The organism is Ureibacillus manganicus DSM 26584 (genome assembly GCF_000772945.1).
GTDB lineage: Bacteria > Bacillota > Bacilli > Bacillales_A > Planococcaceae > Ureibacillus > Ureibacillus manganicus.
The window spans coordinates 52,819-67,917 of sequence record NZ_JPVN01000017.1 but is presented as its reverse complement, the minus strand read 5'-3'; the positions used below and the strand labels follow the sequence as shown (position 1 = coordinate 67,917).

Sequence of the window (15,099 nt, the reverse complement as noted above, 5' to 3'; positions counted from 1 at the left end):
AGTTATTGAGAATTTAAAGTTTGAGACCTTAAGACGTGTAACCAGATAAAAAGGACAAGCTTTCCTAAGCTTGTCCCCACTTTGCTTAATTAAGAAAAGTCAGTTACTACAAATGTACCCGTTGTTTTAAAGTTACTCATGTCTTCAAAGATTCCTTCTACTTCAGAAAGGCTGATTTCGCGAGTTACCATTTGACCTGGGTTTAATTTTCCTTTTGCTACTTGGTCTAGCAATTTATTGAAACGAGCTGCTGGAATACCAAGAGTTGTGATGAAGGATTTTTCAGCGATAACCATTTCATCTACAGGAATTGATATGAAGCCGCCTTCTTTTTTCGTTGTTACACCAACTTGTAAGTGACGTCCACCTTTTCTTAAACTGTTAATACCATTTAAACAAGTTTCAGCAATACCAAGTGCATCTACAGAAACATCAGCTCCACCTTTAGTTAGCTCTTTCACCGCTTCAACAGGGTTTGTGTTAAGACTATTAATAACATAATCTGCACCTAACTTTTTAGCTAATTCAAGATTATTTTCGTTAATATCAACACCAATAACCGTTGCACCCATATTAGCTGCAATATGAATCGCTGATAATCCAATACCGCCACAGCCATATACAACTACGCTTTCACCAGGTAGAACTTGTACACGATCCACGATTCCATGGTAAGAAGTCATAAAACGGCAACCTAATGCTGCAGCATCAGCAAAGCTAAGTCCATCTGGTAAATGCATAACGTTACGATCTCCCTTAGGGATTGCAACATATTCACCATAACCACCTTGATAAGCAGTTCCAGGGACTAAAAATGAATCACAAAGGTTTGTATTCCCCGCTTGACAGTGTGGACATGTTCCATCACTTCCAGAGAAAGGAACAATTACACGATCTCCGCGCTTAAAGTTCTTTACTTCCGGCCCTACTTCTTCAACGATTCCACAAAACTCATGCCCAATAATCGGTTGTACAATACCGTGATCGCCAACCCATACGTGCCAGTCACTACGGCAAACACCATTTGCCATTGTTTTGATAAGAATACCATCTTTTTCGATTTCAGGTACCGGTACCTCTTTTACTACAGCCTTCTTAACCCCTTCAATTACAAGTGCTTTCATCATTTCTTCTCCCCTTTTTTCTATTAATTACGCAAGTAGAGTTAGCGCTTTCATAGTTTAATGGTATAATATTCTTAAAATTTAGTATATTACCATTTTTGCATGAGTGACTACCTTCGAAAGGAGTATAACAATGACACATTCAACTACCCTTTTAGATAAAATTCGAGAATTAGAGTCCCTTCCTACCCAAGAAAGACAGATTGTAAAAATGATGGAGCTATATAGAGAAAGCTTTCCAGTAATCGACGCCAACTTATTTCGTTATTCACCAATCGGGTTTCTAGCAGAAGGAGTTATTACCCTCATGGATGGGAAAATCCAATATATACACGATGAACGTTATGATGTTCGAACATTATCGACCATTCTAGACCCCATTCAAAAACGGAAAGCGATGTTTTATGAGGGATTAGAGTTGTTTGAGAAAACAAGTAGTCATTATGTCATTGACCGCGATATATCAGGCTTTCTCATTACACCACTATTCAAAGGTTCCATGGTCTATGGCTATATTTATAGTTTACGAATACAAGAAACTGCAAATATGGATGAAAATCTGTTAATCGAGTTGACGAGTTTTGGCAACAGAGTCGGAAAGATGATCCATTCCTCACTCCATACAGAGGGAGAAGGAGGAGATGCCGCGCTTAGTAAACGAGAGCTCGAAGTCATGTACGGAATTGCCGAAGGACACACAACAAAAGAAATCGCCGATAACCTCGGAATCAGCGAGCTAACTGCAAAACAATATGTGAAATTAGCTGTAAAAAAGTTGAATGCAAAAAATCGTGTACATGCTATTACGGAGATGTTTCGTAGGGGGATATTGTCTTGAGGGGCGGAGGCTTAAATATAATATGAAAAACGCACGTAAATTTCAGAAATAGCACGTTACAGGTTGAATTTCGCACGTATCCATGTGGAACTCGCACGGAACCAGTTCAAAAGCGCACATAAACCTCGGTTTACTACTATCCCAATCAAATAATGAGGGCCAATGTTACCATCCCCTTGGCCTTTTTTTGATTATAGGTACTTTAACATTGTTAGAATAAACTTCAAATAAAAAAGAAGAACCTAGATCATAGCTAAAATTAAATTTAAAAAAACTAAACAATAACAATAACGGCACGTAATAGAGGTAATATTGGTAGTATTAGCAAGAGGTTAATAGGATTAGGTCTTCGTGCAGGTGATGAAGACCTTTTAGATAGAAAATCGACCAGAACGTTCTTCATAGGAGTGATGAAGACCTTTTGTCACAGATAATTGATCAGAAAAGGTCTTCATAGGGGTTATGAGGACCTTTTGTGACAGATAATTGATCAGAAAAGGTCTTCATAGGGGTTATGAAGACCTTTTCTGACTGATAATCGAACAGAAAAGGTCTTCATAGGGGTTATGAAGACCTTTTGTGACTGATATTCCAACAGAAACGGTCTTCATAGAGTTGATGAAGACCTTTTGTGACAGATATTCCAACAGTAACGGTCTTCATAGAGTTGATGAATACCTTTTGTGACAGATATTCCAACAGAAGCGGTCTTCATAGGGGTTATGAAGACCTTTTGTGACAGATATTCATATTCCAACAGAAACGGTCTTCATAGAGTTGATGAAGACCTTTTGTGACAGATAATTACTCTAAAAAGATCTTCATCGAACGGTTTAAGACAAGCATAATTGTAATTAACCCAAACAGGTTATGAAAACCGGAAACAGAAAATAAAATAGGCCAAGGTACTTTCCCCTTGGCCTATTAGTATTATTCTATTGGTTCAGTAGCTTCACTAATTTTCACAATCGTTTTTGTCACTTCAGTCTTCACACCTGAACTATTGACAGCTCTAAACACAAATACATTTGGTCCGTCTACTAAATTCAAAGTTTTAGAAGAACTATAAGAAATAAGCTGATCGTTAATATAGACCTTTGGATAATAATCATTTTCATCTTTTACAGTCCATGTAGCTGTTACTGAAGAACTTGTTGTTGTTTCAGGTAAGTAACCAATTGTTAAAACAGGTGCTGGTATATTTAACGTAATCGTTTTCGTAACGGTCGTCATTTTACCTAATTTGTTTGTTGCTCTAAAAGTAATTGTATTTTCACCAGGTACTAGATTAATAGTTGTAGAACTGTAATATTGTACGAGTTTATCATTTACATATACTTTCGGAGAATAATCATTTGGATCTTTAACGTTCCAAGAAACTCTTAGGGTACTGCTTGTTGTTGTTTCAGGAATATAGTCAACAATTAACTCAGGACCATCACTAGTTAAGATAACTGTTCTTGTTTCTGTTGTTGTTTTACCAGCGGAATTCACAACGACAAACTTGAATGTATTTTCGCCTTCTTTTAATGTTACTACTCTAGAGAATTTTTTTGAATATGTGTTGATTAATTGATCGTTAATATAGATTTTAGGATAATTGTCATTCGGATCTTCAATCGTTCCAGATAAAGTAATTTCACTACTAGTAGTAGTGTCTGGGATATAGTCAAACTTTATGACTGGATTACCAACTGTATAGTAAACAATTTTCGTAACAATCGTTTCTTTCCCATGTTTATCTACTGCTTTGAAAGTTAGAACGTTTTCACCTTCTACTAATGTTACACTCGTTTCAAATCTACCTGACCAGTAGTTAATCACTTTATTATTTAAGTAAACATCTGGAGTTGAATAGTTCTTTTTATCACTATTTTCTACTCTACCAGAGACTGTAATCTTTTGTGATTGAGTAGTTGAAGGAATATCATTGATGATTAATACAGGACCAGATCGCTCAAATAATACTTGTTTTACAACCGTTTTCGTTTTCCCACCTGCAATTCGAGCAGTAACTTCAAATTCATAAAGACCTTCATCTTTCAGAGTATAACCATTATTGAATTTTCCGTTAACGACATTTACATCTTTCCCATCAATCTTTACCGTAGCACCTCGGGAAGTTGTACCTGAAATGTAAACTGTTGGCTCATTCACCTTTTCCGGTGCACTTACCTCAAGGACAATATCACTATTACCATCCGTAGCTGCATTTTTAATAATTTTATAGAGTAGAGTCGCAACTTCCGCACGGTTAATAGGTGCATCGCCTCTAAATGTATAATCAGGATACCCACTAAATAATTCCTTTTCATACGCAATTGCAACATAATCTCTTAAATTTGGAGAGATTGAATCGACATCATTAAAGTTTTGCTCTAGGATTCTACGATTCTTCAAATCATCCACTGTGTATCCTAAAGCTTTTACAAGTGTTACAGCAACGTCTTCACGTGTTGCATTCATATCTGGACTAAAAAATGCTCGTCCACTTGGAGGATAATAGCCAGTTAAAAAATCTTTTGAAGCTTCGACATATGGATAAGACCAATGGCTTGGCTGAACGTCATAAAAAGTTGCCTGTGACCCTGTTGGCAAATCTAGATAAAATGTCTTTGAGATCAACGTAGCAAACTCTGCCCTTGAAACAGGATTTTCAGGACGAAAAGTTTCATCTTTATACCCACTGATAATACCACTTTTCGCCATATTGTTGATCGCATCATTTGCCCAATAATTTTTCGACAAATCGATAAAGTTAATTTGGGTGATGTAAATATCCCCTGTTGCCTTTGCAGCATTTTGAGGGAATATTATACTAAATGCTAATAAGAATGATAGTAAAAATCCTAGTATTCTTTTAATCATAATAACCTCCAATATTTGTTATCATTACAACAAAATGGTATCATATGGAAAGAGATAATACTATGATAATATTGTTAAATATTTACTTATTTAGAAGAATATATTGTTGATTCAGGCTTGTAGTCCCAATAAAAAAGCAGGACAAGGTACCTACACCCTGTCCTACTAATCACTTATTCAAAAAATTAATTTAGATCAATTCCTTTAACATCAGATAAGTAGTTAAATACAATTTGTGCATTCTCACCTGTGAGAACATTCCAGCCTTGATTGTTGAAATTAAAATCAAATATTTCAAATCCAAGAGCTCCTTCTAATTCTTCTAATTCAAAGAATTTTTCATCATCGAATACCTTATAGTTATATTCTTCTAAGTACACGCCTACAATCCGATTATCTTCTTCTTTCACATCTTTAATAAAGCCAAGAGCATATACATTTTTATAATAAGAAAATAAAATTAATGCTCCTGTGTGATCGTATTTTGTTGAAAGTTTATGACCTTCCCCACGAATTGGAAAATAATAAGAATTATTAGGAACTGTATCTATAAAAAATTCCAAGCATTTTTCGACTGTATTGAGATCCTTATAATCCTCACGAGACAATTTTGCTACTCGCACCATATCCATTGTCTTCAAATTCACTTCACTCAGTGCTCCATCCTCCTCACCATTTATAAAGCAATTTATGTCTTATACACCCATACCATTCCATAAAAATATTACTTTAGTCGTTCCCTAAAGTAATTTCATAATAATTTTTATCCACCCGAATATCGAAACCCATAATATAGCACTTAATATAAAACCATTGATCAATCCAATAAAAAAACGATTCTCCATTAGCACCACTCCTCGATGCTAAGGATTGGCATATTATGTAATAATTAATCTTCACAGGTACAATCGCTCCACATTTTCCAAATAAAAAGGGACAAGACTACGCTTGCCCCCAGTTTGTTCCTATAGTTTTAATTCTATTTTGTAACAGTAACTTCCACAGTCACATTATTCCCACCATATTGAATAATGATTGTTTAAGATCCTGCTTTTTTCGCTTGAACTAAGCCGCTTTTCACGCTAATGATAGGTCCATTTCCACTATAGGCAGCTTCATTTGTTACGTCTTTTTCTGTTACCGTACCATCTGCCAATGTAGTTACTTCTTTCACTACCAGCTGCACCTGTTCTTTAGCTTTCAATTCTAGTTGAGTTTGGTCCACGCTTAGTGTTACTTGTGGCTGTTGCTCACCTGGTTCTGTCACATCACCATCCGTTACTGTTACATTGATTGTTAATTCATTATTACCGTTTTTCACAGTAATTGTTGTACTTCCTACTTTATTAGCTTTCACTAACCCATTTTTTACAGAAACTACTTTTTTATCTGCCACAGTATATTTCGCTGATTTTGTTACGTCTTTTTCACTTGTACTACCATCTGCTGCTGTTGTCACTTCTTTAATCGATAGTTGTGATTCTTTTCCTAATTCCAACTCTAGTTCAGTTGTATTGGCAACCAGTTTCACTCCAGGTAAAACAATTTCATTTTCAATTACAAATTCCCCAACGTTACCAGCTTCATCATTAATGACAACTGTTACAAATTCTGCGCCAGCAGGCATTGGGAATGAGAATGAGCCGTCTTGTGCTAATTCTAACGCCACTGCATCCGCATTAACCCCATTGATCGTCGCAACATATGAAGCATGTAATTTATCATTTAAATTATAATCTAATCCATATAAAGTTAACTCTTCATTGTACTCAATATATTTGTCAGTTACTTGGCCTGTAACAGTACCATCAGCTAATGAACCTGTAATTTCAGGTTTCGTCGTTTTCACGACAATTGGCCCTACATAGTCACCAATCACTCCACTAGCAGTCAATGCTGTAAAATCAATTGTATATAATCCATCAGGGATCTTCGTACTAGTTGTACTGCCCCAAGGAGTGTACTGTCCACCAACAACTAATCTCCAAGACCCTTTTCCTAAAGAAGACCCTGCATGTAAGTAACCAATATAGCCATCTCCATAGTAACCACCATCTGGATTCATAATATCCCAAAGCTCGATATAGTTTGTTGTTACATCTCCAGTCAGTGTGAATGTAAGGTCAGCTGAATCCTTCACGCCATCTCCATCAAAGGAAAGGTCTGTTTCTGTGATAGCCATATTTTGAATTTCTGTTGGAGCAACTCCACTAAAGTCTGCCGCAAATGGCAATGAAATCTCAGAACCCTCACCGATAATATGGATATAGCCAAGAATTTCAGAGCCCGTTGGTGCATCTGCTTGAGAAGCAGTTAAAGTAACATTTAACAATTGTTCCCCTTCCAATGTAAATGAAGGATTGTCCACAGTAACTTTTGCATCACCAAATGTTTTAGTCGTATTAACTGTTACTGTATAATTCCCACCAAGTTCCGCTACATCTTTAACAAGAACTTGTTTCGAAATAGAAACATTACCTTCTTTTAATGACTGAGGACCAAAAGTAACCGTTCCTTTTAAGTTATCAACGATTACGCCACTGTTATCTAATACCGCAGTATCAAGTGCATATGCAAGAACACTTGGGTGAGCTGCAGCATATGCGTTTACACGACCAGCACCTTGTGCGAACACATCAAACTTAGTCGTATCAAGCAATTTTGCTGTATTAGAAAGCGCAACTTTTACGTCGAAAGCATTCCAAGTTGGATTTGCTTGTTTAACAAGTGCTGCAATCCCTGCAATATGTGGTGTTGCCATTGAAGTTCCCGTTTTGCGAGCATAAGCTTCATCATAAACAGCATCAGGGAAATCTGCTTTGTACATTGGAATAGTCGACATTATGTTTGTACCAGGTGCCGATACATCCGGCTTAATATCAAAGTTTGGAGTAGAAGGTCCACGTGAACTTGAACTATTTACTTCATCTCCAGTAGAAGTCGTCGAACCAAAGTTACCAAATGTAACAGTTCCTACTCCACCACTTAACGCCTCGCGAATCGCATCCCCATCAGTTTGAGACATATCAAACGTTGGAATAAATTCGAACGCATCGCCTAAAAATGTTCCTGATGCATTCGGTGCATTTGAACCACCAGCAAAGTTATGGATAATCGTAGCTACTGCACCGTTTGCTTTTGCATACTCAATTTTTTCAACAAATGGAATTTCACCACGAGAAATTAATGCAACTTTTCCATTTACATTAAGGCCTTCATAATCTTCAGCCTCTCCAAGGCCAGGAACAGCAACTAATTCATATTCCCCTTGAAGTTGTGTCGCTAAATCTTTACCAAAAGTTGTTCCCATTAACTGCAATTGTTTCGTTAAGTTATAGGAACCAACCGTAATATTCACTTCACCGTTGTACTTCGTTTCTGGATTTGTTGTATTACCAACAGCAATTCCTAAACGTGATGTAGCTGGAGTCCCCATTGTTCCACGGTTAGGGCCTGAATTTCCTGTTGCAATAACAGCAATTGTTCCAGCCATCATAGCGTTATTGATCGCAAATGATCCACTATCTGTTTCCGTGTTAGAACCCCCACCTAGTGATAGATTAATAACATCCATCTTTTCAATAACCGCTGTATCAATCGCTTTTACGATTCCAGAAGTTGCGCCACTTCCATACGCGCCAAGTACGCGATATGCGTAAAGATCCACTTTAGGTGCGATCCCTTTAATCCCAAAATCATTTGCTCCAATTGCTGCAATTGTACCCGCAACATGTGTCCCGTGAGATGTGTAGAACGAACTACCATTCGTATTAAACTCAGGTACTCCCACTGGACGTTCTGATGGTAATGTTTCTGACGCATCATCATCTGCACGTGGTACTGTATACGTCGATGAATGTGGAATAAAGTTCTTTCCACCTTTATAGATTCCAGCAAATTCTGGATGATCTGCATCTATTCCTGTATCAAGAACGGCAACTTTAATACCTTGTCCCTCATACCCTTCATTCCATAGCTTTTCAATTCCTAAAAATGAAATACTTGTATTCATTTGTGCTTCTAATTGGCCGTCTTTAATAGGCGTTGTATATATTGGTTTGGATTTTACCGGTTCTTCCATCGCATGTACGATAACGTCCGGTTCAACTAACGTTATTCCATCAACAGTAAGTAATGTTGGAAGATCATCCGCTTTTACTGTTGCTGCAAAACCATTTAACACTGTATCAAATTCATATCCTTGTTTAAAATTAACCTTTTTAGCATTCAGTTCTTTTTTCACAGCAGCTTGCTGCGCTTTCACTTTTGCTCTCACTTGTTTTTCTTGTGTTGCAGAGAATCCTTTGCCTTTTAATTGGCTCATTCCCTTTTCAAGCGCAACAGGTTTTTCAGATAAATGAATAATAACTGCAACTTCCTGATTGCCTGTTAACCCTTGTAAATCTTTGTGAAGCTTTGGACCGCCTTCGATCACATTCAATTGCTCTACGATGGCAGCTTTTAATTGCATTGTACTTTCGCTTTGACTGTTTGACTTGAACGGCACGTTTGCCTCATTTGCTGAAACAGTCATTGCTGGACCGAACAATGAAATGACCATTGCTAGTACCACAAACAAACTAAAGAACTTACTTACAAACTTTTTCCCCAATACAATTCCTCCCTTTCGCTGACAAATCACACTATGAATGAAGTAATCCATTCATAGTCTTAATATTCTATTAATATAAGAGTTTGTCCTTTTGAAATTGCTAGTACCGGAGATTCAAAAACTATGACAAATTTCTGTGTAATTGGGACGAAATTAGAGAGTACGGGACAGGTTTACTGTACTAGATTAGTCTAAAGAATCCAGGACTAGATACCCCCCTCCTTATATTGATAGTTTTATTGTTATATAAATAGAATAAAAAATAGACCACAATTTACTATCAAATTGTGGTCCCATTGAGATATTTATTTATATTAATATAGTTTCGACATAGGTAATTCTATCCACTTGTACCACTAGTATTGTGTAGCTTGCTTCCACACAAGGTTTCTTTGAAGTGCCATAATAATAACAGGAATGATGATTAATTGAATGATGATCCCTGGTAAAGCTGTGATGAACGCGCTTGAAATGAAAGCCATCCAGCCAAATGCATTACCCGCAAAGTTAAACAAGATGGTATTTGCGATGCCCATAACAAGGCGTCCACCAATCATGGCACCTATTAGAGAAATATATATTTTCCCCTTTGTAAGTTCATATAATAGTCCAGTCAGTAATCCATATGTAGCAAGCTCAAACATCATGGAAATACCAATTGGGAAAATTGGTGGCATTCCTGTTAAAACGTAAGCTAAGATTGGTAATGTTGCGCCACAAATGACTCCAAATCTCCATCCACACAAAATTCCACAAATTAATACTGGAATATGCATTGGTAATAAAACGGCTCCAATATTCATCACAGGAATAATCTTTATGAATTGAGGTAAAAGAAGTCCTATTGCAATACATAGAGAGGTAAAAACTATATTTCGAATGACATTATTCAATTAGACTCATCTCCTTTAAAAACGCTTGTCTCTGAATTTACGGTCAGAGAGCATGTTTCTGTATTAAAAATAAAATCACAGTACTTTTCTACTTGAAAAGTAGAGTAGTATTTTTCTTCAAGTGGTATCCATATGTTTATAAACTTATCTAACATCTTTTCATTCCTTTTAGATAATCGTCTAATTTGTTCTTTTGGACTCATCGTAAGGAAAACTTTATAATCGTAAATTGATTGCAGTTTCGGATGAAGACTGTAGACTCCCTCTATGATCGTAAGCCTCGCAGGTTGTAATTCTTTTCTACTAGACGAACCATCTGAGCATTGAAAAGCATTATAAGAAAATGCGCTATTCTCCTTCAAAGGATGAATAACTTCTTCTATAAATCTCTCGTAGTGAATATTTCCCCCAGGCTCATTTAATCGCTCATTAGTCCTTAAATTTGGTGGTAGGAAAAAATCGTCCATATGGATCACATTACAATCGAACTTTCCTCTAAGAAATGTTGAAAGTGTACTTTTGCCACTTCCGCATCGACCTTCTAAAGCCATGATGATTGGGGCCTTACTTCCCTCTACTATTTCATGAATTACTTCTACTAAAGGTAAGAATCGATCACCAAAATCATCTGTTTGTATTTCTTTCAAATCCTGATTAGCTGATTTACTACTCATTTCTGCAATCCCCCACTTAAAAAAGGGAATCGATAATGATTCCCCTCAATTTGGTAATGAAGTTGACTTATCTTTATGAGTTCACTGTTTCTACTTGTCTATTCCATTCATTTGCAATTCCTAACAGTTGATCGCTGAAAATTTCCATATCCATCACTTTTAGATTTTTTGAAATGATTGGCTTAAACTTCATATGATCCAATATATCCTTTTGAAGTTCAATACCTGGTGCGATTTCAGTAAGCTCTAAACCATCCTTCGTTAATGTAAAGACAGCTCGCTCAGTTACATAAATTACATTTTTAGAATGGGTAGATGCGTATCTTCCGCTAAATGTAATTTGTTGAACATGATTCGTAAATTTAGAAACTTTACCTTCTTGTAGGATTTGTAATCGACCATTATCAATGGCAACTTTTAGCCCATCAGCTGTGAATGTCGTTAGAAAAACAACCTTTTTAGCAGTTTGCGTTATATCGATAAAACCACCACAACCAACAGCTCTTCCACCAAAGTTTGATACATTCACATTTCCGAACTCATCGACTTCTGCTCCACCCATAAAAGTGACATCGATACCAGTTCCATGATAATAATCAAATAAGTATTCGTGCTCAAGGATTGCATCTGCATTCCTAGCTACACCAAACTCATTTTTCCCTACTGAACTACCACCAACGACTCCAGATTCCATCGTTAATACGATATCTTGCCCAATGCCTTCTTCGTTTGCAATGTTTCCAATAACATCTCCCGGAATCCCAATCCCTAAGTTAACGACATTATTTTTCTGCAATTCTTTAATTGCTCGACGTCCAATAATTTTTCGAATATCGAGTGGAATTGCATCGATTGATTCTTTTGGTGTACGAATATCGCCAGCGAATACTGGTGAAAAGACTTCACTAAATGTTTGTCTATGGTCCTTTGCAGGGTCTTCTACTAGTACATACTCATCGATTAAATAACTTGGAACCACTACTTGCTTTGGATGGAAAGATTCTTTTTGCGCTACATATTTTACTTGTGCAATCACTTTTCCACCATAAGCTTTAGCTGCCTGTGCAGCAGACAAAATTTCTAATTTGAGTGGTTCTTCATCTGTTGTAAGGTTCCCAGCTTCATCGATACTTGTTCCACGGATAAATACATAATCTAATGGAATCGATGGATATAGTAAAAACTCCTCGTCATTGATATGAATCACTTGAACAAGATCATCTAGAGCTTTAGTTCTTTCATTAAATTTACCGCCTTCAATTCGTGGATCGACGAAAGTCCCTAATCCGACAGGCGAAATTTGTCCTGGCAATTTATTTGCCATTGCACGCAATAGATGTGTTAGTTGACCTTGTGGCCAGCAGTAACAATCTACTTTATTTTCTTGAATTAACTTTCTTGCCTTTGGAGCTAACCCCCAATGTCCGCCAATAATTCGGCCAATTAAACCTTCCTCTGCGATATGTTCAATCCCATTTGTCGTGTCAGATTGCCCTGCAGTATGGAACACAGTCAAATTTTTTGGATGGCCAGTTTCTTTGAAATTTTCCCCTATGGAACGCAATATTTTATCACACTGACCAATTCCCCCAAAACCAACTAGCCCAATGGTACTATTGTCTGGAATTTTTTTCGCAAGTTCCATTGCATCTATTAAATTTGCCATATGATCCCCCTTGTTTATGTTCGTTCTCAACTTATGATTGAGGTATCGTAAACCTATGACATTACAGCAGACTTTTGTCCATTAAATGCATTACTAATATTCATCACAGAATGATTAAATAATTCTTTAGGCATTTCTTTTAAATTTGGAGAAATGATTGGCATAAAGTCCATATTGCTTAAAATGTCTCTTTCAATATCAATGCCAGGTGCATATTCTATTAACTCCACACCTTCTTGACTTAGTTTGAAGACAGCACGTTCAGTAACGTAATACACATGCTGTTTTTGCTCCCGAGCATAATTACCGCTAAATGTGATTTGTTTAACATTTTTTAAGAATTTGCGGTGTTTACCTTCAGTTATTATTTTTAATTTGCCATTAGAGATTTCAACATCAAGTCCACCTGCAGTGAAAGTTCCTAAAAATACTACCTTTTTAGCAGGTTGAGTAATATCGATAAAACCACCACAGCCAACGGCACGATCTCCTAATTTACTAACATTGATATTTCCTGCTGAATCCACTTCAGCCATTCCCATGAAGGTAAGGTCAACGCCGGCACCATTGTAGTAATCAAACAAATATGGATGCTCAATGATTGCATCAGCATTTTTCCCAATACCGAAATCAGTTCCTCCAGAAGGAACACCACCGATAACTCCTGATTCAACAGTTAAGTGAATATCTTTTAAAATACCTTCTTCACTAGCTACTGGTCCGATTGTATCTCCTGGAATACCAATTCCAAGATTCACTACTGCATTTGGGAATAATTCCATTACTCCACGTCGACCAATGATTTTCCTTACACCTAAAGGAATTGGTTGAAGCGCTTTTTGAGGGACTTTAATATCCCCAGAGTAAACTGGATCGTAAAATGCAGAAGATGTTTGTTTATGTTCAGTTGTTGGATCTTCTGCTAGAACGATTGCATCGACAAAAATGCCTGGAATAACAACGTCTTTCGCATGAAGAGTTCCTTTACGAGCGATATTTTTCACCTGAGCAATTACCTTTCCACCAAATCTTTTTGCTGTTTGGGCAACGGAAAGTGCTTCAAGTTTAATCGCTTCGTCTTCCATAGTGATGTTTCCAAATTCATCTGCAGTAGTACCGCGGATGATGGCTACATCTACATGAACTGAATTGTAAAATAAATACTCTTCACCCTTTATATCAATCACGTCTACTAAACTAGTCGTTTCTTTTGCTTTGTTATTCATTAACCCGCCTTCAACTCGAGGGTCAACAAACGTACCTAGACCTACTTTTGAAAGGTTTCCACTTTTACCAGAGGCCATTGCACGGAATAGATGTGTCAATTGCCCTTGTGGTAAGCAATGACACTCTACTTCGTTTTTGTGAATAAGTTCTCCCCATTTTGGAGCTAATCCCCAATGTGCGCCGATGATTCTATTTACAAGACCTTTATATGCTAAGTGTTCAATTCCATCAACACGATCACTGCAACCTGCACTGTGTATTAATGTTAAATTGGATGGCTGTTTTGTCTCTAAATATCTTCTTTCAATTTCTTTCAAAATCGTATCGCAGGAACCCATAATCGCAAATCCAGCCACCGCAATACTTGAATCATTTTTTATTAAATCAACTGCATCTTTGACAGATAGTAATTTATTTCCCATCAAGTACACCCCTATTTTAGAGAATAAAGCCCCCACCAACATTAATAACTTCAGATGTAATATAAGAAGCTTGGTCAGATGCTAAATAGGCAATCATGTTAGCCACATCTTCTGGTTTACCTGCTCTGCCCATCGGAATTTTTGAAATCATCGTATCCCAAACTTTTTCTGGTACACCACGTGTCATATCTGTTTCGATAAATCCTGGACAAATCGCATTACATGTCACATTAAATTTAGCTAGTTCACGAGCTGCCGTTTTTGTTAAACCAACCACACCTGCTTTTGCTGCTGCGTAGTTTGCTTGCCCGATATTTCCTAACCAACTTGCAGATGAAATGTTAATAATGCGACCCGATTGTTGTTCACGCATATGGATTGCTGCTGGTTGTAAAACGTTGAATACACCAGTTAAATTTACCCCAATCACACTATCCCATTGTTCTTGGTTCATTTTGTGAAGCATCGCATCGCGGTTAATACCTGCGTTATTTACCAAAATATCTAATTTGCCATGTTGAGTAATTGCATATTGTACTAATGCTTCAGCATCTTCACGTTTTGCAACATTCGCAACATATGAATCTACTTTATAACCTTTGTCACGGAATTCAGAAGCTGTAATTTCTAATCCTTCCGCGTTAATATCTGAAATAATTACTTGTGAGCCCAGACTTGCTAACTTTTCGGCAATTCCGCGTCCTAAACCTCGGGCTGAACCTGTAACAATGGCTACTTTTCCTGTTAAATCGATCATTGAAATTCTCTCCTTATA

At 36.9% G+C, this 15,099-nt stretch carries 10 protein-coding genes; 1 reads left to right on the top strand and 9 read right to left on the bottom strand.

The window, feature by feature from the left end; genetic code table 11:
- Positions 1 to 89: 89 nt before the first annotated feature.
- A complete protein-coding gene (locus CD29_RS13875; protein ID WP_235801841.1) occupies positions 90 to 1,127 on the bottom strand; it encodes a zinc-binding dehydrogenase in 1,038 nt (345 codons plus the stop codon).
- 130 nt (positions 1,128 to 1,257) lie between these two features.
- Here CD29_RS13875 and CD29_RS13870 point away from each other — a divergent pair, with 130 nt between their 5' ends.
- Positions 1,258 to 1,962 carry a response regulator transcription factor gene (locus CD29_RS13870; RefSeq protein ID WP_036188018.1) on the top strand — a complete coding sequence of 235 codons (705 nt, stop codon included), beginning with the start codon at positions 1,258 to 1,260 and terminating at the stop codon, positions 1,960 to 1,962.
- A gap of 930 nt (positions 1,963 to 2,892) precedes the next feature.
- Here CD29_RS13870 and CD29_RS19725 read toward each other — a convergent pair.
- The 8 genes from CD29_RS19725 to fabG form a co-directional block, all read right to left on the bottom strand.
- The gene (locus tag CD29_RS19725; RefSeq protein ID WP_052124171.1) at positions 2,893 to 4,830 is read right to left on the bottom strand and encodes an S-layer homology domain-containing protein; all 1,938 of its coding nucleotides are present in this window, start codon (positions 4,828 to 4,830) and stop codon (positions 2,893 to 2,895) included.
- Between the two features lie 185 nt (positions 4,831 to 5,015).
- The gene (locus tag CD29_RS13860; RefSeq protein ID WP_140422913.1) at positions 5,016 to 5,477 is read right to left on the bottom strand and encodes a hypothetical protein; all 462 of its coding nucleotides are present in this window, start codon (positions 5,475 to 5,477) and stop codon (positions 5,016 to 5,018) included.
- Between the two features lie 392 nt (positions 5,478 to 5,869).
- On the bottom strand, positions 5,870 to 9,442 hold the full coding sequence (locus CD29_RS13855; RefSeq protein WP_408056625.1) for a S8 family serine peptidase: 3,573 nt from the start codon (positions 9,440 to 9,442) through the stop codon (positions 5,870 to 5,872).
- Between the two features lie 356 nt (positions 9,443 to 9,798).
- Positions 9,799 to 10,335 (bottom strand): ECF transporter S component, encoded by a 537-nt coding sequence (locus tag CD29_RS13850; RefSeq protein WP_036188012.1) that lies wholly within the window; start codon positions 10,333 to 10,335, stop codon positions 9,799 to 9,801.
- Entirely contained in the window at positions 10,332 to 11,009 is a 678-nt protein-coding gene (locus tag CD29_RS13845; protein ID WP_052124170.1) for a uridine kinase family protein, read from the bottom strand. Before CD29_RS13845 ends, CD29_RS13850 begins: the two co-directional genes overlap by 4 nt.
- A 73-nt stretch (positions 11,010 to 11,082) precedes the next feature.
- Positions 11,083 to 12,675: an acyl CoA:acetate/3-ketoacid CoA transferase gene (locus CD29_RS13840; protein WP_036188009.1), complete on the bottom strand. Its 1,593-nt coding sequence runs from the start codon at positions 12,673 to 12,675 to the stop codon at positions 11,083 to 11,085.
- A gap of 53 nt (positions 12,676 to 12,728) precedes the next feature.
- Entirely contained in the window at positions 12,729 to 14,324 is a 1,596-nt protein-coding gene (locus CD29_RS13835) for an acyl CoA:acetate/3-ketoacid CoA transferase (RefSeq protein ID WP_036188007.1), read from the bottom strand.
- Between the two features lie 16 nt (positions 14,325 to 14,340).
- A complete protein-coding gene (gene fabG, locus CD29_RS13830) occupies positions 14,341 to 15,081 on the bottom strand; it encodes a 3-oxoacyl-ACP reductase FabG (protein WP_081976267.1) in 741 nt (246 codons plus the stop codon).
- Between the last annotated feature and the right edge of the window lie 18 nt (positions 15,082 to 15,099).

Excerpts from the sequence above, each read along its gene's own strand:
- CD29_RS13875 (WP_235801841.1), bottom strand. The coding sequence starts at position 1,127 with ATGATGAAAGCACTTGTAATTGAAGGGGTTAAGAAGGCTGTAGTAAAA.
- CD29_RS13870 (WP_036188018.1), top strand. The coding sequence starts at position 1,258 with ATGACACATTCAACTACCCTTTTAGATAAAATTCGAGAATTAGAGTCC.
- CD29_RS19725 (WP_052124171.1), bottom strand. The coding sequence starts at position 4,830 with ATGATTAAAAGAATACTAGGATTTTTACTATCATTCTTATTAGCATTT.
- CD29_RS13845 (WP_052124170.1), bottom strand. The coding sequence starts at position 11,009 with ATGAGTAGTAAATCAGCTAATCAGGATTTGAAAGAAATACAAACAGAT.
- CD29_RS13840 (WP_036188009.1), bottom strand. The coding sequence starts at position 12,675 with ATGGCAAATTTAATAGATGCAATGGAACTTGCGAAAAAAATTCCAGAC.
- CD29_RS13835 (WP_036188007.1), bottom strand. The coding sequence starts at position 14,324 with ATGGGAAATAAATTACTATCTGTCAAAGATGCAGTTGATTTAATAAAA.
- fabG (WP_081976267.1), bottom strand. The coding sequence starts at position 15,081 with ATGATCGATTTAACAGGAAAAGTAGCCATTGTTACAGGTTCAGCCCGA.